The organism is Paenibacillus sp. J31R98, from assembly GCF_056269245.1.
Genome location: NZ_JBWDNO010000005.1, coordinates 25,426 through 51,401 on the forward strand (window position 1 = coordinate 25,426; position 25,976 = coordinate 51,401).

The 25,976-nt window shown below is 51.5% G+C and carries 20 protein-coding genes; 1 reads left to right on the plus strand and 19 read right to left on the minus strand.

The genetic code is table 11. The features are described from left to right. Positions 1 to 94: 94 nt before the first annotated feature. The 5 genes from AC0YNX_RS18845 to ftsE all read right to left on the minus strand — a co-directional run bounded on the left by AC0YNX_RS18845 (position 95) and on the right by ftsE (position 5,921). A complete protein-coding gene (locus tag AC0YNX_RS18845; RefSeq protein WP_475817254.1) occupies positions 95 to 1,405 on the minus strand; it encodes a PDZ domain-containing protein in 1,311 nt (436 codons plus the stop codon). 101 nt (positions 1,406 to 1,506) lie between these two features. After that, positions 1,507 to 2,976, minus strand: coding sequence for a S41 family peptidase (locus AC0YNX_RS18850; RefSeq protein WP_475817255.1), 1,470 nt, complete (start codon positions 2,974 to 2,976; stop codon positions 1,507 to 1,509). Positions 2,977 to 3,133: 157 nt separating this feature from the next. Beyond that, a complete protein-coding gene (locus tag AC0YNX_RS18855; protein WP_475817256.1) occupies positions 3,134 to 4,315 on the minus strand; it encodes a murein hydrolase activator EnvC family protein in 1,182 nt (393 codons plus the stop codon). Between the two features lie 12 nt (positions 4,316 to 4,327). After that, on the minus strand, positions 4,328 to 5,245 hold the full coding sequence (gene ftsX, locus AC0YNX_RS18860) for a permease-like cell division protein FtsX (RefSeq protein WP_475817257.1): 918 nt from the start codon (positions 5,243 to 5,245) through the stop codon (positions 4,328 to 4,330). Next, entirely contained in the window at positions 5,235 to 5,921 is a 687-nt protein-coding gene (gene ftsE, locus AC0YNX_RS18865; protein ID WP_475817258.1) for a cell division ATP-binding protein FtsE, read from the minus strand. The genes ftsX and ftsE overlap by 11 nt, the downstream gene beginning before the upstream one ends. Before the next feature lie 237 nt (positions 5,922 to 6,158). On the opposite strand from ftsE, the gene AC0YNX_RS18870 reads away from it, so the two are divergent. Continuing rightward, a complete protein-coding gene (locus tag AC0YNX_RS18870; protein ID WP_475817259.1) occupies positions 6,159 to 7,673 on the plus strand; it encodes a VanW family protein in 1,515 nt (504 codons plus the stop codon). 103 nt (positions 7,674 to 7,776) lie between these two features. Here AC0YNX_RS18870 and argH read toward each other — a convergent pair whose 3' ends face one another. The 14 genes from argH to AC0YNX_RS18940 form a co-directional block, all read right to left on the minus strand. Continuing rightward, positions 7,777 to 9,192 (minus strand): argininosuccinate lyase, encoded by a 1,416-nt coding sequence (argH, locus tag AC0YNX_RS18875; RefSeq protein WP_475817260.1) that lies wholly within the window; start codon positions 9,190 to 9,192, stop codon positions 7,777 to 7,779. A gap of 29 nt (positions 9,193 to 9,221) precedes the next feature. Then, a complete protein-coding gene (locus AC0YNX_RS18880; protein ID WP_475817261.1) occupies positions 9,222 to 10,457 on the minus strand; it encodes an argininosuccinate synthase in 1,236 nt (411 codons plus the stop codon). A 45-nt stretch (positions 10,458 to 10,502) separates the two neighbouring features. Continuing rightward, positions 10,503 to 11,459: an ornithine carbamoyltransferase gene (gene argF, locus AC0YNX_RS18885; protein ID WP_475817625.1), complete on the minus strand. Its 957-nt coding sequence runs from the start codon at positions 11,457 to 11,459 to the stop codon at positions 10,503 to 10,505. Positions 11,460 to 11,489: 30 nt separating this feature from the next. Then, positions 11,490 to 12,698, minus strand: coding sequence for an acetylornithine transaminase (locus tag AC0YNX_RS18890; protein ID WP_475817262.1), 1,209 nt, complete (start codon positions 12,696 to 12,698; stop codon positions 11,490 to 11,492). A gap of 28 nt (positions 12,699 to 12,726) precedes the next feature. After that, entirely contained in the window at positions 12,727 to 13,506 is a 780-nt protein-coding gene (gene argB, locus AC0YNX_RS18895) for an acetylglutamate kinase (protein WP_475817263.1), read from the minus strand. A gap of 52 nt (positions 13,507 to 13,558) precedes the next feature. Next, positions 13,559 to 14,800 carry a bifunctional glutamate N-acetyltransferase/amino-acid acetyltransferase ArgJ gene (argJ, locus tag AC0YNX_RS18900; RefSeq protein ID WP_475817264.1) on the minus strand — a complete coding sequence of 414 codons (1,242 nt, stop codon included), beginning with the start codon at positions 14,798 to 14,800 and terminating at the stop codon, positions 13,559 to 13,561. 23 nt (positions 14,801 to 14,823) lie between these two features. Then, positions 14,824 to 15,873, minus strand: a complete 1,050-nt coding sequence (gene argC / locus AC0YNX_RS18905; protein ID WP_475817265.1) for an N-acetyl-gamma-glutamyl-phosphate reductase — start codon at positions 15,871 to 15,873, stop codon at positions 14,824 to 14,826. Between the two features lie 141 nt (positions 15,874 to 16,014). Then, positions 16,015 to 16,920: a YitT family protein gene (locus tag AC0YNX_RS18910; RefSeq protein ID WP_475817266.1), complete on the minus strand. Its 906-nt coding sequence runs from the start codon at positions 16,918 to 16,920 to the stop codon at positions 16,015 to 16,017. Positions 16,921 to 17,035: 115 nt separating this feature from the next. Beyond that, positions 17,036 to 18,152, minus strand: a protein-coding gene (gene prfB, locus AC0YNX_RS18915; RefSeq protein WP_475817267.1) for a peptide chain release factor 2 whose coding sequence is annotated in 2 segments (ribosomal slippage) — positions 17,036 to 18,079 and positions 18,081 to 18,152 — 1,116 coding nt in all. Because the reading frame shifts where the segments join, the coding sequence is not laid out codon by codon here. 55 nt (positions 18,153 to 18,207) lie between these two features. Beyond that, complete coding sequence (gene secA, locus AC0YNX_RS18920; protein ID WP_475817268.1) at positions 18,208 to 20,715, minus strand: preprotein translocase subunit SecA; 2,508 nt, start codon at positions 20,713 to 20,715, stop codon at positions 18,208 to 18,210. 171 nt (positions 20,716 to 20,886) lie between these two features. Further along, positions 20,887 to 21,432, minus strand: coding sequence for a ribosome hibernation-promoting factor, HPF/YfiA family (gene hpf, locus AC0YNX_RS18925; RefSeq protein WP_475817269.1), 546 nt, complete (start codon positions 21,430 to 21,432; stop codon positions 20,887 to 20,889). Between the two features lie 235 nt (positions 21,433 to 21,667). Next, positions 21,668 to 21,865 carry a cold-shock protein gene (locus AC0YNX_RS18930; RefSeq protein ID WP_116189559.1) on the minus strand — a complete coding sequence of 66 codons (198 nt, stop codon included), beginning with the start codon at positions 21,863 to 21,865 and terminating at the stop codon, positions 21,668 to 21,670. 203 nt (positions 21,866 to 22,068) lie between these two features. Beyond that, complete coding sequence (gene fliD, locus AC0YNX_RS18935) at positions 22,069 to 23,892, minus strand: flagellar filament capping protein FliD (RefSeq protein WP_475817270.1); 1,824 nt, start codon at positions 23,890 to 23,892, stop codon at positions 22,069 to 22,071. Positions 23,893 to 23,977: 85 nt separating this feature from the next. Then, the gene (locus tag AC0YNX_RS18940) at positions 23,978 to 25,924 is read right to left on the minus strand and encodes a glycosyltransferase (protein WP_475817271.1); all 1,947 of its coding nucleotides are present in this window, start codon (positions 25,922 to 25,924) and stop codon (positions 23,978 to 23,980) included. Positions 25,925 to 25,976: the final 52 nt, after the last annotated feature.

Genomic DNA, 25,976 nt, shown 5'->3' on the forward strand with positions numbered 1-25,976 from the left:
TCGCTTCTCGTCCCGAATGGCACAAAAAAACACCCCGGGCCCGCCAGACAAGCAGCGGTTACCCGAGATGTTCCATTCCATCAACACATTACTATTATAAAGGTGTCGTTGTTGTCGTTGATACGCCTGCCTGCCGTGATTTGGAAGCCCGCTTCTGACGAAGCAGATCGAAGAGCGAAGCCGGCGAAGCCACCGCATACACATCCGCCTTATCATCCGGCGATAGCACGACGCCAAGCTGATGATGCTCGCCTGCATAACGCGACCGCTGAACAAATTTGATTTGCCCCTCGTGATTAAGCACCTCAAGCTTACAGAACGCGGAGTTGACGTGCAAAGCGGCGTACAGTTCTTCTTTGGTACGTACCTTAACGCCGTTAACCTTGTGCAGCACTTCCCCCGTCAAGATGCCCATCGCTTCAGCCGGCGTGCCCGGAATAACGGCAAGCACGCGCAAGCCTTGGTCATTATGCACGTAATACGGCGGGCTTGATTCCTCTGTAAAATAGCTGATCGCAACGAGTGCCTCATGCAGCAGCAATGCGCCGAGTGCAGCCGCCAAGGTGAGCGGCGACCAATACGAAGCGAGCACTGCGACGATACCTACTCCGAGCCCGTAGATCAGCAACCCCTTCGAGGCGTTGCGCGCTTTCGCCGCAGGCAGAAGGCTGCGCGTTAATTCACTGAATCCGATCATCATCGGGAACCCGATCATCGTAAGTCCGCTGCTCCACTGCGCGCTACCTTCGAGCAGCATCGACCACGGCAGCGACAGATCTGTGCCGCTCCCCGCCGCAGCAGGCACCAGCATCAGCATCGGTACCGGCCAGTAGCCTTGCAGCGTATAACCGCCGACGATTTTGCCTCGCTTTCCTTCCAAGAAAACGGGGCTCGCGAAACGATCCCCCTGCCAGCGTACAAGCAGCGCCTCCGCCAAATGCATGAGCGCGACGATCACTAGCAAGCCTGGAATATCAAGTCCCGCAAGTGTTGCTGCCGTAGAGCCAAGCCAATCCGTACGGTCAGCCAGCGGCGTCCAGCCGATAATCCATTGCAGTACTCCGAGCAAGCCTACGCTGTACGCGAAGCATAAATATCGCACACGCACGAGGACGAGCACCGCCGCCGTCCCCCACATCCACAGTATCGCTTCTCCTGTTATCGTCACACCGAGAAACAGTCCTGCAAGCGACATAATCACACCGACAGCGAGACCCGCCAGCATCGTGCGGATCAGTTGATTCGGCCATGCGCGAAGCCTCACGCTGAACAGCTTCCGTTCCAGCCGAGTCTGACGCATATATTGAAGCATGATGAGCAGTACAGCTACATAATAGAATGGGGAAAGCAAAAGTCCGACCGTCGCCGACCCTGCCAGGCGAAGCAATTGTAATGCTGCATCCAACGCTTATCACTCCCTTAATATAAAAAAAGAAGGCCGCTCCTAATCATCGGAGCTAACCTTCTTTCTATTCGACACAGAGCCCGCATTCTCCTGCAAACCCTTTATTTGGATGCAACAAGCTTCTGCTGCAGCACGCTAACCGCCTTTTGCAGCTGCGTATCGCTCGCTTCATCGCGAACTTTCTGTACGAGCTGTTCTTCGAGCTTCTCCGCTGTCGCTTTGTCGGCAAACCCGGTTACAGGCAGACCCGATTTCTGCTGAAAAGCTTGAACGCTCTGCTGCGTAACTTTGCTATAGTAGCCGTCTTTGCGGTCCACTTTGTACCCGAGACCCGAGAGCATAATTTGCAGGCTCTTCGTGTTCTCGTCGATCGTATCCGGCGCAAGCGTCTTCGTCTTATCCAGACGCGCAACCGTGTAATAATCCGGCGGAAGCACTTCAACGTCCGGCTTCAGCCCTTTCTCATGCACCCAATTGCCGAGCGGCGTCAGCCACTTCGCAATCGTCATCTTCACCAAGCTGCCGTCTGACAGCACCTTGTCATAACTCACTTGTACCGTCCCTTTGCCGAAGGACGTCTCGCCGACAAGCACCGCATGCGCCTCTTCCTTCAGCGCACCCGCGAGCACCTCCGATGCGCTTGCACTGCCTTTATTCATCAGCACCGCAACCGGATAGCTCTTGCCTGTCCCGCTTGAGACCGTCTTCTCGCGGTGCCCGGTCTTGTCCTCAACCTGCACGATCGGCTCGCCCTTCGGAACGAACGGCTGCGCAACCGATACGACGACCGGCAGTACGCCGCCGGGATTGCCGCGCACGTCAATGATAAGCCCCTTCATGTGCTGCTTCTCGAGCTTGGCGAGCTCCTCGGCGAAGCGATCGCCCGTATTGAGCGAGAATTGGCGAATCTCAATGACGCCAATGCCATCGCTGCGCAGATGTGCATAAACCGTCTCGTAGTCGATATCGTCCCGCACAATCGTCAGCTGCAGCGGCTGTGATAGCCCTGCCCTCTCGATAACAAGCTTGACCTTCGAACCCTTCGGCCCGCGGATCTTCGTCACCGCATCGTTCAGCGACAAACCGTCTAGCGACACCCCGTTCACAGAACGAAGCACATCGTTCGGGAGCACGCCGGCACGCTCTGCCGGGGAGCCCTTAATCGCGGATTCTACCGTGATTTTGCCATCCTTCAGCTGCACCCCTGCTCCAATCCCGGTGAACGAGCCTTCAATCGACTCCGAGAAATGCTGCGCAACTTCTTTCTTCATATAAACGGAGTAGGGATCGCCGAGCGCCTCCATCATCCCGTTCACTGCACCGTCGAGCACCTTCGTCCGGTCCACTTCGCGAAAATATTTGTTCTCGATTAATCCGAGCACCGTGTTTAATTTCTGGAGCTCCTTCGCGGTTAAACCACTGTTTCGCATGGACGATTCTGATGACGCCGCACCAGCTGTACCGCTGCTCTCGATTGCGATGAATCGGTCGGCAACCGTCAAGGTGACAAGCGTTGAAGCCGCCATCGTGAGCAATATAAACGCTGCCACTGTCCGTCCTTTGAACTGCACGTTAACACTCCTTTCTACCCTAGCGCCATGCTCATTTTATGAGCCGAACATCTTCCCTAGTATACGACAAGCCGTACCCAATTATTTGCATCAGGTACGGCATTGTCTATTCGGATAGAGCCGCCAGCCTCTTGCACGGCATACTCTCATCCGTTATTTATTTCAAGTAAGGCGCCGGATTTACCGCTACCTCATTCTTGCGCACTTCGAAATGCAAGTGGTTGCCCGTCGAGTTGCCCGTGCTTCCAACCTCAGCAATTTTCTGACCTCGCTTGACTGCTTGGCCTTTCTCCACCATAATACCGCCGTTGCGAATATGACCGTAGATTGTCCATAGACCGCCGCCGTGATCAATGATTACGCAGTTGCCGTACTCGCCCATCCACTGGGCAACGAGAACAATCCCCGACTCCGCTGCATAGATCGACGTGCCTTTTGGCGCTGCCATATCCATGCCTGTATGCAGCTTCCGCTTGCCCGAGATCGGGTGAATCCGGTAGCCGAACGGCGAGGACAGATGCCAGCTCGCATGAAGCGGCATGCCTAGCTTACCGCCTGTATAGTACACTTTGATTCTGCGCTTCTGCGATTCGAGTTCAGATACCTTCTTTGCAAGCTTGATGAGCATCTCTTCCTGATCGTCGCTGATTTCTTCGAGCTCTTCTGCTTGCGCGCTGTACTTCTGAACCATGACTTCTTTCTCGTTCTCTTTATCCTTCAAGAGATCGTGGTAGTCTGCCAGCTTGCCGTACATCTCTTTCACATCGCCAAGAGACTTCTCGATTTCCTTCTTCTTGGCAGCGATCGTCGCTTTATCTTTCTTGTGATTCTCCAGAATGTCCTGATCCTGGCTAAGAATCGATTGCAGGGAATCCATCCGGTCGATGAAATCGCCAAAGCTTGTCGCACTAAGCAGTACATCCAAGTAAGAGACAACGCCGTTCGTGTACATAAGACGAATACGCGACTTGAGCAGCTTGTCCCGCGTGTTCAACCGCTTCTCGGCCGCCTCTAAATCCGTCCCTGCCTGCTGCAAATTCGCTTCCGTCGTATCAATCTGCGTCTGCACGCCCGTAAGCTGCGTACTCACATCATTAATCTGCTGCAGAACTTCACTAACCGACTTCGCCGTCTTCGCTTTCATCGAGAGCACATATTCTTTATCCTTGGCCGCCTGGTTGCGGTTATGGGTTGCAGCGCTCATTTCTTTGCGGACTTGTGAAAGTTCTTGGTTGATCTTATCGAGTGAGGAAGCTTCGCCTTGATAAGGCTGAAAAATATATCCGGCTAATAGGACAACAACGAGGACAATTAGCCCCTTCTTCACGCTTGCATTCACGCTCAACGTCACCTACACTTTCAAATATTTGCGCACAGACAACGTACTGCCCCATATGCCGATCAATGTACCCAAGCCAAGAATGAGCATGGAAATGTAGAAGCCTGCTTCCTTCAGCGTCACAAGCTTGATCATCATGAGGCCAAGCTCAAATTGGGACACTTCCACGAGACGAGAGTAGCCAAACAATAGGATGGCAATGGTTACACCGGAACCTGTCAGTCCAATCAGCGCACCTTCGATAAAGAATGGCCAGCGGATGAAGTTGTTCGTCGCGCCTACCAGCTTCATAATGCCGATCTCCCGGCGTCTTGCGACAATGGTCATCTTGATCGTATTGGAAATCAGGAACATTGCAGTGAGTCCAAGTCCTGCCACGATGACAAGTCCGATATTACGGACAGCGTTCGTAATCTTAAACAGCGTTTCAACGGTGCCTTTACCGTATTTGACGCTCGTAATTGGCTTTGTTTCGTCTGTCTTGCCGAGTGCTTCGATCTGCTTCGCCGCATACGCGATCTTCTGCGGCTCGAACACCTCAACCGTGAACGAGTCCGGCAGCGGATTGTTCGTCTTATCGTAGCCTTCCAGCAGTTCAGCGCCGTCAGCGCCAATGTTCTTCCGAAGCAGCTCAAGTCCATCATCCTTGGAGACGAACTCGACGCTCTTCACTTCCGGAATATTACCGATTGCATTCTTTAGCTCGCTGATCTTCGCTTGTTCGGTGTTCAGCTGCAGGTATACGCGGATCTCGACCTGGCTCTCAATTTGGTTCGCCAAGTTGTTGACGTTCATCGCAAGCAGCAGAAACACCCCGAGAATAAAGAGGGAGATGACGATTGAACTGACGGAAGCGAATGTCATCCATCCGTTACGCACCACATTCTTGAATCCCTCCCGCAAGTGGCGGATCACGGTATTAACTTTCATACCCGTACTCTCCTCTCAGTTCATCGCGCACAATCATTCCGTTCTCAATGGCGATGACACGTTTGCGGAGCGTATTGACGATCTCTTTGTTATGCGTGGCCATGATGATGGTGGTACCGCGGAAATTAATTTCTTCGAGCAAATTCATAATGCCCCATGAGGTCTCAGGGTCGAGGTTGCCCGTAGGCTCATCCGCTACGATTACAGCCGGATTATTCACGATCGCCCGTGCAATCGCGACCCGCTGCTGCTCGCCGCCGGACAGCTGCTGAGGCAGGCTGCTATGCTTGCCGCGCAAGCCGACGAGCTCAAGTACCTCCATCGTCCGCTTCTTGATAATGCGGCGCGGTGCTTCAATAACTTCCATCGCAAAAGCGATGTTCTCGTACACGGTCAGCTTCGGAAGCAGTCTGTAATCTTGGAAAATAACTCCGATGTTGCGGCGTACATATGGGATCTTGCGAGGCTTCAGCTTGCCGATATTAAAACCGTTGACGGAAATTTGACCTTTGGTCGGAATTTCTTCACGGTAGATGAGTTTCATGAATGTCGATTTTCCGGCCCCGGAAGGCCCGACCAAATATACAAATTCGTTGCGGTCGATACGAACGGAAACGCCGCGAAGCGCATGAGTGCCATCAGCGTACGTCTTCCATATGTCTTGCAGTTCAATCACAATATCACATCCTGTATGTAGTCAGCTTATTACTATTCGACACGTTTTCGGTAAATCCTCTACCAAAGTACTGTTTTCTGCATTTTTCATATTTCTCATGGTGCAAATTTTAGCCGGGACTCGTTGTTGGATGAAAGATTTTTCGACAAATGGTTGGTAGTGGACAAATTATAGGCAAAAATCCATTCTTGGCGCATATACATCTAGGAGGAATCCTTGTCCGAGGTGATGTGTGTTATGAAACTATCGCGGCTGCATCTGATATGGACCGCTATTGCGGCATGCCTTCTCCTGCTCTCTATCGGTGCTGGTCTGATATGGACCTATGCTTCGCAGAAGACCGTTCCGAAGCAGGTGAACATTGTGCTTACGAAAGATGGCGCAGGACTTTCGAAGCAGCAAATGCTGCTAAAGAGCGATGCCATGCTCCAAGTCGGCGCTATGCGTGGAGAAGAAGCGCTACAGCTGTTGGCCTCCCGGAAGCAGGCGCTGGAGCAGCTTGCAGTAACGATAGACGGCAATAGCGTCGCGAAGAACGGCAAGAAGCGGACATGGACGTTAGCCGAGCTAGGCGTTTCGGTGAGTATTGCAGATGCGCAGCGTGCGATTGAGGGGCTGAAGCAAGGCAGTGTGTGGGACCGCGCGCACTACCGTTATGATTTTCCGAAGGTGCTGGAGATGAAGGTGGTCTTCGATCGGGTTACGTTTGTGAAGCAGGTGCTGAGCCAGTGGGGGTATCTGAATACAGGCCAGCCGGTGAATGCGAAACGGACGATTACGTCGCGTGATGAGGTTGTATATTGGCCGCATAAAGACGTGTACAGACTTGATACGGATAAAATGATCGTTCGTGCAGTGGCGGAGATCGAAGGGGCTTTGCGCGACAATTGGAGCAGCGGCGGCAGCTTGGCGCCAATGAAGCCGATGACCTGGCCGCTCGTGCAGAGAACGGTGCATCCCGCCGTGACGCTTGATCGGCTGACGAATGAAGGCATTGATCACATGCTTGTCTCCTTCACGACGGAGTTTGCTACCAGCGGCCCTGGCCGTGCTTACAATGTGACGATGACTGCCCGCACGCTAAACGACTGGGATCTGGCGCCTGGCGAAGTCTTCGACTACAGCACCGTCATTAAGCAGACGAACAAGCAGTACGGCTACCGCCAGGCACCGGTTATTCTGAACGGCGAGTTCGTCCCCGGCATCGGCGGGGGCATCTGCCAAGTGTCGAGCACGCTCTACAATGCGGCACTGCTGGCGGGTCTTGATATGGTTGAACGTCGCAACCATTCGCTGCCGGTCGCCTATTTGCCCTTGGGACGTGATGCGACCTACGCGGATGATGCGATAAACTTCCGCTTCAAGAACACGACCGGCAAGCATCTGCTCATCCGTACCGCCGTGGATGGGCGCAAGCTGACGGTAAAGCTGTTCGGCTCGCTGCCGAAGGGCGTGTCCTACTCGCTGGAATCGAAGACGATTGGCACCGTTGTTCCGCCGGTGAAAGAAATTGCGAGAGCGGGCCTGTTCCGCGGTGAGCGTCAGCTCGTGACCGAAGGCAAATCCGGCTATGTCGTCGAGACGTACCGCATCAAGAAGGTCGCCGGCAAGGAAGTGTCCCGCACGCGGATCTCGCGGGATGTGTACAAGGCGCAGGCGGTCGTCTATGCAGTGCCTCCGGAGCAGGCGAAGCTGCACGGCGGCGGCGGCGACAAGCAGAAGCCGCTGCTGGAGGATGGGGTTGGGCAGTAATGCGGCACCCACCATTCTCGCGCAAACAAAAAAAGCCCGCTCGCGCCTCCGCTGCTTGATCATTATCGTGATCAGCAGTGAGACTCGAACGGGCTTCTATTATTTAACGGCTGCGCTCCGCAAATTCCGTGACCCATGCCGCTGTCGCAGCAAGCTCCACTTCAGCGCGGGCAATCGCTTCTGTCACTTGCGGCTTCGCAGTACCGCCGTAGACATTACGGGCGTTAACGACCTGCTCTGGCTGCAGAACAGCGTAGATACGGTCGTCAAACAGCGAAGAGAACTGTTTGAACTCGTCCAGCGTTAGATCGAGCAAATATTTGCCCTGCTGGATGCAGTATAGCACCGTCTTGCCAATGACTTCGTGCGCTTGGCGGAAAGGCATGCCTTTGCCAACGAGGAAGTCCGCGATGTCTGTTGCATTGGAGAAATCCTGATTCACCGCTTGGCGCATCCGTTCCTTGTTCACCTTCATTGTCGCGACCATCGGCGCGAACAACTGCAAAGCACCTTGCAGCGTCTTCACTGTATCGAACATGCCTTCCTTGTCTTCCTGCATGTCCTTGTTGTACGCAAGCGGCAGCGACTTCAGCACGGTCAAGAGGCCAACGAGATTGCCGTAGACACGGCCTGTCTTCCCGCGGACAAGCTCAGGCACGTCCGGGTTCTTCTTCTGCGGCATAATGCTGCTTCCTGTGCAGAAGGCATCATCAAGCTCGACGAAGTGGAACTCCGTACTCGACCACAGGATAAGCTCTTCGCTAAGGCGCGACAGATGCATCATGATGATCGACGCGTGCGACAGGAACTCCAGAATGAAGTCGCGGTCGCTGACTGCATCAAGGCTGTTCTCATACACACGGTCAAACTTCAGCTGGCTCGCGACAAAATGGCGGTCAATCGGGAACGTCGTTCCCGCAAGCGCGCCTGCACCAAGCGGCAGCGTGTTCACGCGTTTGTAGCTATCCTGCAAACGCTCGATGTCACGGCCGAACATGGACACGTAAGCCATCATATGGTGCGCGAACAGAATTGGCTGCGCACGCTGCAGATGCGTATAGCCTGGCAGGATCGTATCGACGTTGGCTTTCGCTTGCTCCACGAGCGCCGACTGCAGCTTCTTCAGCAGGTCAACGAACTCAACTACGCGTTTGCGCAAGTACAAGTGCATATCCGTCGCAACCTGATCGTTCCGGCTGCGGCCCGTGTGCAGCTTACCGCCGACCGGACCGATATCGTCAATCAGCGTCTTCTCGATATTCATATGAATATCTTCATCAGAGATGGAGAAATCAATATCGCCGCGCCCAATGCGCTGCAGGACGCGATGCAAGCCGTCCTTGATCTTCTCCACATCATCGAGCGTCAGAATGCCCTGTTTGCCGAGCATTGTGACATGTGCCAAACTGCCTTGAATATCCTCTTCAGCAAGCTCTTTATCAAACATAATCGATGCCGTATATTCTTCTACCAGTTGGTCGGTCTTCTTCGTGAACCGGCCGCCCCACAATTTACTCACAGTAGGTGCACTCCTTTATTCTCGCTCTCTTATTTCTTGCTTTGCTCTACACCGGAGGATACCTTCAGACGCAGCGCGTTGAGGCGGATAAAGCCGGTTGCATCGCCTTGATCGTATGCTTTGGACGGATCTGCTTCCATCGTTGCGATATCCGGGTTGTATAGGCTGACTGGGCTTTTCACGCCAGCGCCGATGACATTGCCTTTGTACAGCTTCAGACGAACGACGCCTGTCACGTTCTTCTGGCTTTCCAGTACCAATGCTTGCAGTGCAAGACGCTCAGGCGCAAACCAGAAGCCGTTGTATACGAGCGATGCATATTTGGAAATGAGCGAATCACGAAGGTGCATTACATCGCGGTCCATCGTGAGCGACTCCATTTTGCGATGTGCAGTGAACAGAATTGTACCGCCTGGCGTCTCATACACGCCACGGCTCTTCATGCCGACGAAACGGTTCTCGACCATATCGACGCGGCCGATACCGTGCTTACCGCCAAGCTCGTTCAGCTTCTCCATGACTTCGAGCGGGCTAAGCGCTTTGCCATTAACTGCTGTACAGTTACCTGCTTCGAACGTCAGCTCCACATATTCGGATTGATCCGGTGCATCCTCAGGGGACACGGACAGAACGAACATACCTTTGTTCTCATCGCTGCTCGGATCGAACCATGGATCCTCCAGCATGCCGCTCTCGAAGCTGATATGCAGCAGGTTGCGGTCCATCGAGTATGGCTTTGCAGCCGATGCCTGAACCGGAATGTTATGCTTCTCCGCGTATGCGATCATCTCTGCGCGTCCCGGGAACTGCTCGCGGAACTCTTCAAGACGCCAAGGCGCGATAACCGCGATGTCCGGTGCAAGTGCTGCAGCCGTCAGCTCGAAACGCACTTGGTCGTTGCCTTTACCTGTTGCACCGTGAGCAATTGCCGTAGCGCCTTCTGCGCGAGCGATGTCAACCATGCGCTTCGCGATCAGCGGACGAGCAATCGACGTGCCGAGCAGGTATTGGCCTTCATACAGTGCGCCGGATTGGAACATCGGATAAATGAAGTCCTGTGCGAACTCATCGCGCAGGTCATCGATGTATACTTTCGAAGCGCCAGTTGCCAGAGCTTTCGCTTCCAGGCCGTCAAGCTCATCCTTCTGTCCGATATCTGCCGTGAATGCGATAATCTCCGCGTCGTAAGTTTCTTTCAGCCATTTCAAAATAACGGACGTGTCCAGACCGCCCGAGTATGCAAGAACGATTTTTTCCTTCGCCATGAGTTCATTAACGCTCCTTATTTATAATTTCATTTATTAACGCCATTACATAATGGCAGCCATAATCGCTTTCTGTGCATGCAGACGGTTCTCCGCCTGGTCAAAAATAATCGAGTGCTTGCCGTCGATAACGCCTTCGCTCACTTCTTCGCCGCGATGCGCAGGCAGACAGTGCATGAACAGATAGTCGCTCTTCGCGTAACGCGCAAGCTCCTCATTCACCTGGAAGTTTGCAAAAGCAAGCTCGCGCTCCTTCTGCTCCGCTTCAAAGCCCATGCTCGCCCAAACGTCCGTGTAGACAACATCGGCATCCGCAATCGCTTCCTTCGGATCACGGCAAACGACGATGCGCGAGCCTGTCTCCGCTGCATTTTCCTTGGACAACTGGATGATCTCCGCATCCGGCTCGTAGCCTTCCGGTGTCGCCACCGAGATGTGCATGCCAAGCTTGGCAGCGCCCATCATCAAGGAATGAACCATATTGTTACCGTCGCCGATGTACGCCACTTTCAGCCCTTCCAAGCGGCCCTTATGCTCAAGCACCGTTTGGTAGTCGCATAGCGCCTGACAGGGGTGGGACAGGTCTGTAAGGCCATTAATGACCGGAATCGTTGCAGCGCGCGCAAGCTCAATGACGGTGCGGTGCGCAAACGTACGGATCATGATGCCGTCCACGTAACGTGACATCACCTGCGCCGTGTCAGAGATGGGCTCGCCGCGGCCGATTTGCAGATCATTGCGGCTTAGGAACAGCGCATGCCCGCCAAGCTGGTACATGCCTACCTCGAACGAAACGCGCGTACGCGTCGATGATTTCTCAAAAATCATACCGAGCGTTTTGCCCTTCAACGGGTGATACACTTCACCGGCCTTCTGCTTACGCTTCAAATCGATCGCCAGATCGATCAGATAGCGCACCTCGGCAGGCGTATAGTCCGCGAGCCCAATAAAGTCGCGGCCTTTTAGGCTAACCGCCATTTCTTCCGTTAACAGATTCGTCATCATTTATATCTCCCTTTCTTCTACAGCTATCTATACCAGTGCCGTTTGATCCGCAAAGATCGAAGCCAAAATACTCACTCCATGGTCTACTTCCTCACGCGAAATGAGCAAGCTAGGCAGCAGCCTCACCACATTCGGACCAGCCGTTACAACGAGCAAGCCGCGCTTCTGTCCTTCTGCAATAATGTTCGCAACCGGACCGCTGCATACGATGCCGATCATCAGTCCTTTGCCGCGAATCTCTTGCACGAACGGGTTGCCGGCAAACTTCTCGCGCAGCTGGCTCATGAGATATTCGCCCGTCTCCGCTGCACGGTCCGCCGCTTTCTCTTCGAGCAGCGTTTCAATCGTCGCCTTCACGACAGCTGTAGCAATCGGGGTTCCGCCGAACGTCGAGCCGTGGCTGCCTGCGTTAAACGCTTCTCTGAGCTCGCCCTTAGCGAGCATGGCGCCAACCGGGAAGCCGCTTCCGAGCCCTTTTGCCAGCGTAAAGATATCCGGCTCAATGCCGTAATGTTCAAAGCCAAACAGTTTGCCCGTACGGCCCATGCCTGTTTGAATCTCATCAACAATAAGGAGCAATCCGCGCTCCTTGCACACCTTCGCCAGATGCTGTACGAATGCAGGCTCTACAGGGATTACGCCGCCTTCCGCTTGAATCATCTCAATCATGATCGCCGCTGTCTTGTCGGTAATCGCCGCTTCGAGCGCATCGTAGTCATGCAGAGGAATGTAATTGAAGCCTTCCGGCAGGGGGCCGAAGCCTTCTTTTACCTTCTCCTGGCCTGTTGCAGTAAGAGTCGCGAGCGTACGTCCGTGGAACGATTGGGCGAACGTAATGATCTCGTTGCGACCGTTCCCCTTCACCTTCTGATGGTAACGGCGGGCCAGCTTGATTGCCGCTTCATTCGCCTCCGCGCCAGTGCTGCAGAAGAATACCGCGTCCGCATGACTGTTATCGGTCAGCAGCTTCGCCGCCGCCTCCTGATTCGGAATGTGGAACAGGTTGGATACATGCCACAACTCATCGAGCTGCTTCACGAGCGCTTCCTTCACTTGCTTCGGCGCATGGCCAAGGTTCGTAACAGCAAGCCCGCACATGAAGTCCAAATATTTGTTCCCTTGATCATCCCACAACCAACTGCCTTCGCCCTTCACGAGCGCTATCGGATATCTTGCATACGTTGGAAAAAGAGAGCTGCTTGCTGTTTCTGCCACTTTGTTCATATCGCTCATCATTCGTTCACCCCGCTAAATAGTAATGGTATTAAGCTTGCACAATACGTGTGCCAATGCCGCCTTCGAGGACTGCTTTGCTCAGTACGCCAGGCACATCGCCATTCACGATAACAACTTCCTTCACGCGGCCGTGGATGCATGCAATCGCTGCGCGCACCTTCGGAATCATGCCGCCGTAGATCTCGCCGCTTGCAATCATCGCCTCGATCTCTTCTACAGTGACCGTCGGCAATACTTGCTTCTGGCCGTTCATAATGCCCGGCACATCGGTAACAACGATCATCCGCTCTACGCCGAGGTGCGACGCTACTGCGCCGGCCGCCGTATCCGCGTTAATGTTGTAGCGCTGACCTGCCGCATCAATACCGATTGGTGCGATGACCGGAATGTAGCCCATGCCCATCACACCTTCGATGATCTCCGCGTTCACGTCAGTCACATCGCCGACGAAGCCAATCTCATGCGCGTTAGCCACAGGCTGCGCCTTAATGAGCTCGCCGTCCACGCCGGACAGTCCAAGCGACTTCGCGCCGCTTTGTTGGATGCGCCTTACGATCTCCTTGTTAATGCGCCCTGCGAGCACCATCTCGACGACGTCGAGCACTTCGTCACTCGTCTTGCGCAGACCATTCACGAACTCGCTCGCAATGCCGAGCTTGCCGAGCGTCTCGGAGATAGCCGGACCGCCGCCATGGACGATAACCGCCTTCACGCCGCGCTCCTGCAGATCGCGCAAATCCTCGAAGAAAGAAGCCGGCAGCGCCGCCAAGGTGCTGCCTCCGCATTTCATTACAAACCGCTGTTCCATCGTTCGCCCGTTCTCCTTCTATCCGAAAGCGGCGTTAGCCGGCCGCTGTCTCTTATGTGCGGTATGCCGCGTTAATGCGGACATAGTCATACGTCAGGTCGCAGCCCCACGCTGTTGCGTAACCTTCGCCCATATGCAAATCGACGTAGATGACGACCGTGTCGCCTTTCAAATACGCCAGTGCAGCCTCTTCGTCAAAAGCAACCGGACGCGACTGGGTCAGCGTCACGATGTCGCCAAGCGCGATATCGACTGTCTCCGGGTTAACCGGAACGCCTGCGCGTCCGACTGCCGCGATGATGCGACCCCAGTTCGCGTCTGCGCCGAATACGGCAGACTTCACGAGCGAAGAGCCGATTACCGTCTTCGCAATTGCCTGTGCCGCATCGTTCGATTCCGCACCGCGAACTTGCACTTCCACAAGCTTCGTCGCGCCTTCGCCATCACGCGCGATCGCTTTCGCCAGCACTTCGCATACGTAGCGAAGGCCTTCCGCGAATGCCGCGTAGTCCGGGTGGCCTGCGTGCAGCTCATCATTGCCTGCAAAGCCGCTCGCCATTGCAACGAGCATGTCATTCGTGCTTGTATCGCCGTCAACGGTAATCATGTTGAACGTCACGTCCGTCACTTGGCGGAGCAGCGTGTGCAGCTCTTCGCTGCCAATCGCCGCATCCGTTGTTACAAAACCAAGCATCGTCGCCATGTTCGGATGAATCATGCCGCTTCCTTTGGAAGCGCCGGCGATATGTACCGTCTTGCCGTCGATCACAACAGAGACGCACACTTCTTTCTTCACGAGGTCTGTCGTCAGAATCGCTTGGCAGAAGTCATCCGCCGCTTCATATGTGGAACCGAGACGGGCTGGCAGTTCTGCAATGCCGCCGCGTACGCGGTCCATCTTCAGCAGTTCGCCGATGACGCCAGTGGACGCAACGGCAACCTGCTCGGCAGGAACGCCAATCGCTTCCGCGAATGCGGAACGCATCTCATAAGCATCAGCTTCGCCCTGCTTGCCCGTGCAAGCGTTCGCGTTCCCGCTGTTCACGATCACCGCACGCAGCTTGCCGCTCGCGCCGATGCTCTCGCGCGTTACATGAATCGGTGCCGCTTGAAATACATTCGTCGTATACACGCCGGCTGCTGCCGCGGGTACTTCACACACGATTGCGCCAAGATCATGGCGCGTCGTCTTCTTCAAGCCGCAATGCAAGCCTGCGGCTTTAAAGCCTTGCGGTGTCGTGACGGACCCGTCCGGTACGACTGTATAAGTTGCTGCAATGTTCCCCTGTCCCATTGTTCAATCGCGTCTCCTTATGTTTACGGATATACCGGTACGAACTTCAAGCCTTCCGTCTCGTCCCAGCCCATCATTAGATTCAAGTTCTGGATCGCTTGCCCTGCAGCGCCCTTCACGAGGTTATCAATAACCGAGATAATCGTGATCCGACCTGTGCGCTCATCAAAGGAGAAGCCGATATCGCAGTAGTTCGAGCCGTATACTTCTTTCGTCGCCGGCCAAATACCATTGGCGCGAATACGGACGAACGAACGACCTTCGTAATAATTGCGATATAGCGAGATGAAATCTTCAACCTTGCGATCGCCAGTAACCGTCGCGTACATCGTGCTCATAATACCCCGCGTCATCGGTACGAGATGCGTCGTGAACGTCGTCAGCACCTTTTTGCCCGCAACGTCCGACAGCACTTGTTCTATCTCAGGAATATGTTGATGCTTATTCACTTTATAAGCTTTGAAGTTCTCATTGACTTCAGAGAAATGCGTACCAAGGCTCGCACCCCGGCCAGCGCCCGATTGGCCTGTCTTGGCATCGATAATAATCGTCGCCGGGTCGATGTATCCTTCTTTGACCGCCGGTATCAGACCAAGCAGCGTCGCAGTTGGGAAGCAGCCCGGATTGGATACGAGATCCACGCCGCGCACGGCATCGCCGTACACTTCCGATAGGCCATACACCGCTTGATCCAAGTATTGCTGCTCTGCAGCTTCTTTCTTGTACCAAGTCTCATATTCGCTGCGAGATTTCAGCCGGTGGTCGCCGGAAATATCAATAACCTTCAAGCCTGCTGCTAGCAAGGAAGGCATTAATTTCGTTGCAACTCCTGCTGGTGTAGCTATAAATACGACATCCGCTTTGCTCTTGATCAAAGCCGGGTCGACATCATCAAGTAGATCTGTGCGAATTTCTGTCAGATGCGGATAGCCTTCCGCGATTGGCGCTCCCGCGCTAGAAGACGAAATAACCGAGGTCACTTCCACCTTCGGATGGCCGGCTAGTAGCCTTATGAGCTCAACGCCGCCGTATCCGGTTGACCCGATAATTGCTGCCTTTACTGCTGTACTCATACCTGTTCTCTCCCATCCTTTATTTCCTAACTATCCATTTTACACGAACAGGGGGATAGAGGAAATAGCTAACACTTTGTATTATTATACATACGTATTCATATAAATACAACGCAAAAGTTGTGGATATTTCGAACGTTTTTATGGCAATTTAAAGCCTTCCCCAAGCACCTCTGCCGTCTCGCTAATAATAACAAAAGCATACGGATCCGTTGACCGCACGAGACTCTTCAGCTTCGATACTTCATTCTGCCCTACGACTACCATGAGCACAGTCCGCGCTTCCCCCGTATACCCGCCATGACCGTCCAGTTTCGTGAGTCCCCGGTCCAGATCATGCAGCACAACATCCGTAATTTCCGTCGGCTTGTCCGAAATAATGAACGCCACCCTCGAAGTCGCAAGTCCTGTCTGGACAAAATCAATCGTTTTGCTCGTCACGAAGAGGCCGACCAGCGCATAAAGCGCATTCTCCGGCGCAATCAGAATGCCTGCTGCCGCGATAACTGCCCCGTCGAAGCAAGCCACAGCAAGGCCAAGGCGTATGCCAGTGAACCGATGCAGCAGCTGTGCCGCCAGATCAAGGCCGCCTGTCGACGCCTTGCCGCGGAATACGAGGCCAAGTCCGGCGCCCACGCCGATACCGCCGTAGATCGATGCAAGCATGGCATTATCCGTTGGGGCATGCCAATGGGAGGTGAATAGGACAAGCAACGGCAGCAGGAACGAGCCGAGCGCTGTCTTCAGCGCAAACTTCTTCCCAAGCAGCCAGAGACCAACTAAGAATAAGGGGATATTCAGCGCCCACTGCGTGTACGCCGGTGTGATGCCCCACTCATGCTGAACGAGAATGGAGATACCCGATACGCCGCCGGACGCAATACCAAGCGGGACTAGAAATAAGTTGAAGCTGATGGCAATTAGGAATGAACCGATAAGCAGGAGCGCTACACTAATTACAGCTTCTGTCTTCGCCCCCATCGGTTTCCTCGTTCGGCTGTTCGGCTTATGCTTTGTAAATGAATGCTGATCTTGTTGTTTCTTCATCGTATTGACCCGTCCTCTTATGTCGTTATCGTTTCCATTATAATGATCGCAAAAAAGAGTTCCAACACATTCAGTGTAGGAACTCTTTCCTTAGGCTATGCAAACAGCCTTAACTTCACTGTTCTTCATGGCGGATTTTGCTACGCAGATAGCCGTCGATAAACATATCGATATCGCCGTCCATCACTGCGCCAACATTGCCTGTTTCTACCGATGTGCGATGGTCTTTGACCATGCTGTACGGGTGGAAGACATAGGAGCGAATCTGGCTGCCCCAAGCAATGTCGGATTGTTCGCCGCGAATCTCTGCCAGATGCTTCTGCTGCTCTTCGATCTTCCGCTCATAGAGCTTGGAACGAAGCATCTGCATCGCGCGCTCGCGGTTCTGAATCTGGGAACGCTGCGTCTGGCACGATACCACGATTCCCGAAGGGACATGCGTGATTCGAATCGCCGATTCCGTCTTATTGATGTGCTGACCGCCCGCGCCGCTGGCCCGGTATGTGTCCACCTTCAAATCCTCGGACCGAATATCGATCTCGATGTCGTCGTCAATCTCCGGCATAATGTCGCACGATACGAAGGACGTATGGCGGCGGCCCGAAGCGTCGAAAGGCGAGATGCGCACCAATCGGTGCACGCCTTTCTCTGCTTTCAAATAGCCGTATGCATTATGGCCTTTAATCGACAAGGTTACGCTCTTAATGCCTGCTTCATCGCCTGCCAGGTAGTCGAGCAGCTCGACCTTGAAGCCGTGCTTCTCCGCCCAACGGGTGTACATCCGGTACAGCATTTGGCCCCAGTCTTGCGACTCGGTGCCGCCTGCGCCGGGATGCAGCTCCAGAATGGCGTTCAGCTTGTCGTATGGCTCGCTCAGCAGCAGCTGCAGCTCGAACTCGCTCACCTTGCCCATAAGCTCGGATACGCCCTTCGTCAGCTCCGCAGCCAGTTCCTCATCATCGCCTTCATCTTCCGCCAGCTCCAGCAACGTCTGCAAATCCTCTTGCTCACTTTGCATCCGCGTATACTGGTCGACGACGGACTTCACGGCGTTCAGCTCCGCAATCGTGCTTTGCGCCCGCTCGTTATCGTCCCAGAAATCCGGCGCGCTCATTCGCTCCTCGAAGTTCGCGATCATCTCTTGCTTAATATCTAAGTCAAAGAGACCCCCTGAGTTCTTGGAGACGCTTCGCCATTTCACGCAAGTCTTGTTTGACCGCTGTGTCTATCATGACTGTCGCTCACCTCAAAATATATTCGTTGCCCTACCTTATGCAGGTAGCAGCCTTATTGTCCGTGGCACTGCTTATATTTCTTACCGCTGCCGCAAGGGCACGGATCGTTCCGGCGTACACGTTCTTCCTTAACAACTGGACGCTTCTGAGCATTTTCGCTGCTGCCGCCAGACTCGGTTTGGCCTTTGGCAACCTCTTGACGCTCCAGGTTGTTCTCGACATGCGCCTTCATAATATATTTGGTGACTTCTTCTTGGATATGCTCAATCATTTCCTTGAACATTTCGAAGCCTTCAAATTGGTATTCGCGAAGCGGATCTGTACCGCCGTATGCACGGAGGTGGATACCTTGGCGAAGCTGATCCATCGCATCGATGTGATCCATCCACTTGCTGTCTACTGCACGCAGCACGACAACCTTCTCGAATTCACGCATCGTCTCTGCGCCGATATCTTCTTCACGCTGATCGTATAGCGCAACGACTTTCTCGAACAGGAACTCGATGATCTCGTTTGGCTCCTTGCCCCACAGATCATCCTTCGTAATCATGTCTTCATGCAGAATGTTGCCTTCCGCGTAATCGACGATTTCTTGAAGCTCCCAGTTCTCCGGAACATCATCAGACGGGCAGTGCGCTTCAACGATCTTCGTAATGACCGGTTTAATCATCTCAAGAACGATCTCGCGAATGTTCTCAGAGAACAATACTTCGCGGCGCTGCTTGTAGATGATTTCACGTTGTTGGTTCATTACGTCATCATATTGAAGGACGATCTTCCGCTGGTCGAAGTTGTTGCCCTCAACCCGCTTCTGAGCAGATTCAATCGCACGGGAGATAAGACGGCTCTCGATTGGTTGATCTTCCTCGAAGCCCAGACGCTCCATCATGCCCATAATATTCTCGGAACCGAAGCGGCGCATCAGTTCGTCTTCAAGCGACAGATAGAACTGCGATGAACCCGGGTCGCCTTGACGTCCCGCACGACCGCGCAGCTGGTTATCGATCCGACGGCTCTCATGGCGCTCCGTACCGATGATGTGCAGACCGCCCACTCCATCAACCGATTCGCCGAGCAAAATATCTGTACCACGGCCAGCCATGTTCGTCGCAATTGTAACCGAGCTCGATTGGCCCGCACGCGAGATGATTTCCGCTTCTTCCGCATGGTACTTCGCATTGAGAACCTTATGCTGGATGCCTTTCTTCTTCAGCAACTCGGACAGCTTCTCGGAGTTCTCGATGGATACCGTACCTACAAGCACCGGTTGATTGTTCTTATGGCGATTCACGATTTCCTCAACAACAGCCTTGAACTTCCCGTTCTCCGTTTTATAGACAACATCCGCAATATCATTACGAACGTTCTTCCGGTTAGTCGGTACCGTAATAACTTCAAGACCATAGATCTTCTTGAACTCTTCTTCCTCTGTCTTCGCCGTACCTGTCATACCAGACAGCTTGCGGTACATACGGAAGTAGTTCTGGAACGTGATTGTCGCGAGCGTCATGCTCTCGTTCTGTACCTTGATTTGTTCTTTGGCCTCAATCGCTTGGTGAAGACCATCGCTGTAGCGGCGACCAGCCATCAGACGGCCTGTAAACTCGTCGACGATGACAACTTCATCGTCTTGCACAACGTAGTCAACGTCGCGCTTCATAATAACATGCGCTTTAAGCGCCTGTTGAATGTGGTGATTAAGCGTTACATTCGCATGATCGAACAAGTTCTCAATGCTGAATGCTTTCTCCGCTTTCTCTACGCCGGCTTCCGTCATCGTAACCGAACGCACCTTAATATCAACGGTGAAATCCTCTTCTACTTTCATACGCTGCACGAAACGGTCCGCAGCGAAATAAAGCTCCGTCGATTTCGCAGCTTGACCGGAAATAATTAGCGGCGTACGCGCCTCATCGACAAGGATGGAGTCAACTTCGTCAATAATGGAATAATAAAGCGGACGCTGTACCATCTGTTCCTTATATAGAACCATGTTGTCGCGCAGATAATCGAAACCGAACTCATTGTTCGTTCCGTATGTGATGTCGCAAGCATAAGCCTCTTGCTTCTGTTCATGCGACAGGCCGTGCAAGTTACAACCTACGGTCAAGCCGAGAAAATTATATAGCTGGCCCATTTGCTCGCTGTCGCGAGTCGCCAGGTAGTCATTGACAGTAACAACGTGAACGCCTTTACCTAGTAGCGCGTTCAAATAAACGGCAAGGGTCGCAACTAGCGTTTTACCTTCACCCGTCTTCATCTCTGCGATTTGGCCCTCATGCAGCACCATACCGCCAATCAATTGAACGTCATAATGACGCTTGTCCAGCACCCGCTTGGATGCCTCTCTACAAACAGCGAACGCCTCAGGAAGCAGGGAGTCAATATCTTCTCCTTGTTCAAGACGAGCTTTAAATTCAGCTGTCTTATCTCGAAGCCCATCGTCCGATAGTTGTGAGATTTGCGGCTCCAGCCCATTAATTTCCTCAACAGTTCGCAAAAGACGCTTAATCTCTCGTTCGTTGGCGTCTCCGAATAATTTTTTAACAAGTCCGAGCATGGTCTTCCCCTTTCGTGTGTAACGCCTGTTTGCATAAATTGTATCAGTTTGCGGCAGTTCTCGCAATGTTGCCCCCCTTAGGGATAAGCTGGGTTAACCTAATTTTCCATTTTTCACGCGTTTCTTCCTTATAAAGAAAGACCCTGGTTGCCCAGGGTCCCGTAACTTGTCCTAATCTGCTGCAATTAATCCGTATTTGCCGTCACTGCGTTTGTAGACGACATTCACTTCCTTCGTCTCGGAATTGGCGAACATGAAGAAGGAATGGCCGACCATATTCATTTGAAGAATGGCTTCCTCCACATCCATCGGCTTTAATAGAAATCGCTTCGTCCTAACAAGCTCGTAATCCTCTTCCTCATCAAGCACGCGTACCGCTGCACCGTCATCCTTAAACAACGTTCGGATGCCGCTTTCCCTACGGAATTTATTGTTTAATTTCGTTTTATGTTTGCGAATTTGCCGCTCGAGTTTGTCCACAACCAAATCAATCGAAGCGTACATATCCTCGCTCTTCTCCTCAGCTCTAAGTATAACGCTCGCGAGCGGGATCATCACTTCTATGACATGCTTGCCTTTCGTTACAGACAGTGTAACATTTGTTTCGGAGGTAATCGGCTCTTCAAAATACTTCTCCAGGCGGTTAAGTTTCTTCTCGACGTAATCGCGCAAGGCGTCAGTCACCAAGATGTGTTGACCTCGAATGTTGTATCTCATGTGGCATTCCTCCTTTTACATGTTCTTATTATAACACTCTATGAACCCAATCTCAAAGATATTTTCAGTCAATTTTGAATATTTAATTTATTTTAGTAGATTCTGTGAATGCGAGGCAAAATGAGAGTTTCTGTCTGCGTTTGGAAACAACAAAAAAACCCCGGTTGCCCGGGGCTGCTGCTGTTCACATTCGGTTAAGCGATTACAATTATGTGGCCGCTTAACAGCGGGATGATTACAGTTTAGTTACGTTTGCTGCTTGAGGACCGCGTGCGCCTTCGACGATGTCGAACTCTACCGCTTGGCCTTCTTCAAGAGTTTTGAAGCCTTCAGCTTGGATAGCTGAGAAGTGAACAAATACGTCTCCGCCTTGCTCAGTCTCGATGAAACCATAACCCTTCTCTGCGTTGAACCATTTAACTTTACCTTGCATTCAGAACATTCCCTTCATCTTCAAATAACTGTAGGATCACTAGGCGTGGCCCACAAATCGAATATACCATCGACTTCACAATATTGTCAATATATTTTTGTAAGCGAATACATTTTGAACAAAACTCACTTTGTTCACAGGCAATAATACAATTAATAGAAAAGGTCCGGATATCTCCCAGACCCTTTCTATCATTTAAATCATTAGTTCACAAAGCTAGACAGCCAGCTAGATTGTGCGTTGCTGTTTGCAATAGCCGTGTCCATTTTGGAGAACATCGAATAGTAGTTATCTTCTTTGGTCGATAGCTTGTCTTGCATTTCAAGAATTTTTGCATTCAAATCATTCACTTGATGACCTAATGTATTTGTAACTTTATCATAGGCTTCCGATCCAGAACCCGCGGTCTTGATAATGTTCGTTATCGAGCTGGTTGAAGAGGAATAGAGCCTCTGCATAACACCTTGTTCCGATGTCGTGCCAGTTAGGGACTGATTCGCAAATATCTTAATGACGCCTTGTGGATCTCTGGAAATTGCATCCTTCAATTTCGTTGCATCTATTGTAAGTTTACCTGCATTGGTCGTATCCCCTTGGGTAAATCCAGAGGTTGAGATTCCGATTTCGTAGAGCGCGTTCATGTCGGATGGTAACCCAGAGACAGAAGAATACGAAATTTGACGCATTGAGTTGCGAAGCTGCTGCAGACCGCTATCTCTAGCTAATAGCCCGCTCTTGGACTTTGCCTCCCAGTTGTTAATATCCGTCTCGGTCATTGCCTTCCTCTGATCATCGGTCAGCGGCTGAAAATCACGGTAGACAGGCTCATTGATTTTCGTATTCAGACTTGTCATCAAATCGTTATATTTATTAACAAAGTCCGTAATCGAATTATAGATGGAGTCCGTATCCTGGTTAACATTCACATTGATACCAGCTGAATCCGTTTGGGCTTTCAACGTGTATGTTACTCCGTTTGAAGTTACTGTATTGGATGGGTAAGTAGCGTCAACGCCGTCAATCTTTACCACCGCGTTCTTCCCTTGCTGAGCTGCTGCAGGTGTAGCTAAATTGAATGCCGATTGAAAGTCACTAGAAGCTCCAAATTCGATTCTAGCAGTATCGCCCGTGGTTTTGCTTGTCACGCTAATTTTATCCGTTACGGAATCATAATACATGTTGACGCCTGCTGCGGAATTGTTCACTCTAGCCATCACGGAACTGAGCGTATCTGTTGCTGAAATGGTAAAAGTTTGATCGTTGATTGTAAAAGAGTCGCCTGTCAGATCTACTCCGCCTAATTTTGCCGCTTGTGAAGCTAAAGTAGCTGTGCTATCCAGCTTGAAAGATTGGCCCTCGGTAAAACCAAGGTTAGTCATCAGCGCTGAATTACCGCCAGCCGCCCCCACCTTCAGTTGCGGCAAATAACTAGGATCTCCTTTTGGAGTCAAATTTATTTTACCCGAGGATAAATCAGCTTTAATTTGATTAGCGCCAAAGGATTGATCCATCGCGGATTGAATAGCTGATTGTAAGGAATTGTTATCACTGTATGTTCCAGCTGCAACTGTGATCGTCTTCGTTACTCCATTCAACGTTACACTGAGTTGATTGTTGTTGTTTGCAGAAGAGATCGTAAGACCTCCGCTCAAATCTGCAGTCCCTTGCAGACTCGGCGCTACACTAGCAGTAGAACCGCTTACCGCGGTAGCCCCTCTTGCTAATGATGTTACAACAATATTATGAGTACCCGAAGGTGCATTTCCAACCGAGGATACATCAACCTTCGTCGTATCGGAAGACACCGAAGATGTTTTTCCCCATGAGCCGCTGAAACGAAGTGAAGACAATGAATCACGGAAAGCTGATATTTTCACATTAATGTCGCGGTAAGCTTGAGCTTTCCATGCGAGTTTCTGATCGGTTTGCTTTAATTTGTCTAGCGGGGCTCTTTCTGCCGTCATCAGCTTTGTAACCATGCTGTCGATATCCATACCTGAGCCTAAGCCTGCTATTCTCATGACCATATGCGTTTACCTCCGATAAAGTTCTTCTTATTATTAATATCGTTGATTCGACCGCAATTGTTTAATGTTTCCTTGAATTTCCTGTCTATAATATTGCATTAACAAACGAAAGTCCTTGAAGCTTCGGGAACTTCTCCAAGAAGGCTTTCTTATAGCGTTTTTTATCGGAATGATTACGAGTCTGCTTGCAGTACAGAAGATATAAATCCGGCTTGTCCGGACTTAGCGCAATCGCTTGAGTGAGCCATTCCAAGCCTTGATCGATTTCACCTTGGCTTAGATACAACTTCGCAAGGTTCGCGTAACCAGTCGCTTGTAGAGCATTCTCCTTAAGGAGCAGAGAATAATAATCCAGACTTAGTTCAATCTGATGAATGGAGTAGAAATAATCACCAATATAGTTAATAGTATTTGGTCCCGATAAATGATTAATTAGTAAATCATACGCCTCATAAGCTTGCAGATTAAATAGCTGCATAACTAGCTCATTGAAATAGATATGGTCTTGATCTGCAATTGGGGTAGGCTCCTCGCCTTTTAGCAATGCAGTAACAGAAGACCAAACGTTATGCAGCGAGTGACTCTCTGCTAGTTGAAATTGGGCCATGTGAGTCGGCTCTCTCCAAATCAGTAGAGCAAGCAAACGAAGCTTTATAAACAATGGCTCCAGCACTTCTGTCTGTTGAATCATATCATTCACTCGATTAAATAGTGGCAAGTCATTAATTAGCAGCGCGTAGTCAAGCCATTCTGGCTTGCCAGGTTCTACCTGCAGTGCGGTCAGTCGATTATAGTAATGCCCAGCAAGTCCCGCAGCAGAAGCCATAATGGACACCCGGAACAGCAGCAGTAAATTGGTAGGTTTAGCTGCAGGGTACAGTTTCTCAAGCAAAGAGATAATTTCCGAATCCTGCTCGGACTGAACCAGAATCTTGATGAGCTTAAATAATACAGCAGCATCATCTGGTGTATGGTTTAGCACCTTAGACAAATAGTAGACGCTTCGTCCCATGTTTTGCTCATTATAATAGATCTGTGCCAGACCACGAGATGGGAACACATTAGCAAATTGCGATCTAATAATCGTAGCAGATTTTCCTGATTGATCCGCTGTCTCTTCAATCTCTATTGCCTTCAAATAGGCTGTCTTCGCCATTTCATTAAATCCCAGTCCTTCATACAGAAAGCCGGAATAATAATGATAGTCGCTATAACCCCCCCAGCGCTTCAGGCCGGTTTGTATCATGTGATGAGCCTTGGCATACTCATGTATAAGTAAATAATTCGTTACCATGAAATCACTGCAATGCGGAATCCAGTTCAAACTTAGGTCGGACCGTTTATAGGCGCGTTCGTAACATTCCAACGCTTTATGGGGATCCCCTGCATTCGCGTACTCATTCCCGAGTGTAAAATCATAATAGGGATCAAGTTCATCACCATTGCTTTGAATGGCATCGAAGATCTCCATATTCCGCTTAGACTTATCTTTCTTAGCTACTGTCTCATCGGTGTAACCCGAATGGAAAATAGTGAATTCCATCGGAATACATTCAACTTCACCATGTCTATAAGTCAATTGCTCATGAATCGGTCTTGTATAGTAAAGGTCCGGAGAATTGGGGAACAGTCTGGCAGCTGAGGACTGCAGCAAACCGCTCATGTTCTCTTCATTCTGACCTGTCATATTCATAATTGTCAGCAAATATCCTTGAGGCATGCTGGTGTCGACTTTGGAGATCGCATTTCTCAGATTGTCATGATTCACTTGCTCAACAAACTCATCGGCATCTAGTACAAGAATCCATTTCCCTGTCGCTTTCCGTAAGGATTCGTTCCGTGCGGCGGAAAAATCTTTCGTCCACGTATAATCATAGAGATTAGACGTATACCGGAGTGCTATTTCTTTCGTGGTATCCGTTGATCCAGTATCGACAATAATGATCTCGTCCACTAGCCCCTTAACGCTGTCAAGGCATCGTGCTAATGTGAGCTCTTCATTCTTTACGATCATACAAAGGGATAAAAGCATCGTAATCGTTCCTCCTAGCTTTAACAAATGAACCCCTTACCGGCTAGCAGGC

Excerpts from the sequence above, each read along its gene's own strand:
- ftsX (WP_475817257.1), bottom strand. The coding sequence starts at position 5,245 with ATGAAAGTTAATACCGTGATCCGCCACTTGCGGGAGGGATTCAAGAAT.
- AC0YNX_RS18870 (WP_475817259.1), top strand. The coding sequence starts at position 6,159 with ATGAAACTATCGCGGCTGCATCTGATATGGACCGCTATTGCGGCATGC.
- AC0YNX_RS18880 (WP_475817261.1), bottom strand. The coding sequence starts at position 10,457 with ATGGCGAAGGAAAAAATCGTTCTTGCATACTCGGGCGGTCTGGACACG.
- argF (WP_475817625.1), bottom strand. The coding sequence starts at position 11,459 with ATGACGAATCTGTTAACGGAAGAAATGGCGGTTAGCCTAAAAGGCCGC.
- AC0YNX_RS18890 (WP_475817262.1), bottom strand. The coding sequence starts at position 12,698 with ATGATGAGCGATATGAACAAAGTGGCAGAAACAGCAAGCAGCTCTCTT.
- argB (WP_475817263.1), bottom strand. The coding sequence starts at position 13,506 with ATGGAACAGCGGTTTGTAATGAAATGCGGAGGCAGCACCTTGGCGGCG.
- argJ (WP_475817264.1), bottom strand. The coding sequence starts at position 14,800 with ATGGGACAGGGGAACATTGCAGCAACTTATACAGTCGTACCGGACGGG.
- argC (WP_475817265.1), bottom strand. The coding sequence starts at position 15,873 with ATGAGTACAGCAGTAAAGGCAGCAATTATCGGGTCAACCGGATACGGC.
- AC0YNX_RS18910 (WP_475817266.1), bottom strand. The coding sequence starts at position 16,920 with ATGAAGAAACAACAAGATCAGCATTCATTTACAAAGCATAAGCCGAAC.
- secA (WP_475817268.1), bottom strand. The coding sequence starts at position 20,715 with ATGCTCGGACTTGTTAAAAAATTATTCGGAGACGCCAACGAACGAGAG.
- hpf (WP_475817269.1), bottom strand. The coding sequence starts at position 21,432 with ATGAGATACAACATTCGAGGTCAACACATCTTGGTGACTGACGCCTTG.
- AC0YNX_RS18930 (WP_116189559.1), bottom strand. The coding sequence starts at position 21,865 with ATGCAAGGTAAAGTTAAATGGTTCAACGCAGAGAAGGGTTATGGTTTC.
- fliD (WP_475817270.1), bottom strand. The coding sequence starts at position 23,892 with ATGGTCATGAGAATAGCAGGCTTAGGCTCAGGTATGGATATCGACAGC.
- AC0YNX_RS18940 (WP_475817271.1), bottom strand. The coding sequence starts at position 25,924 with ATGCTTTTATCCCTTTGTATGATCGTAAAGAATGAAGAGCTCACATTA.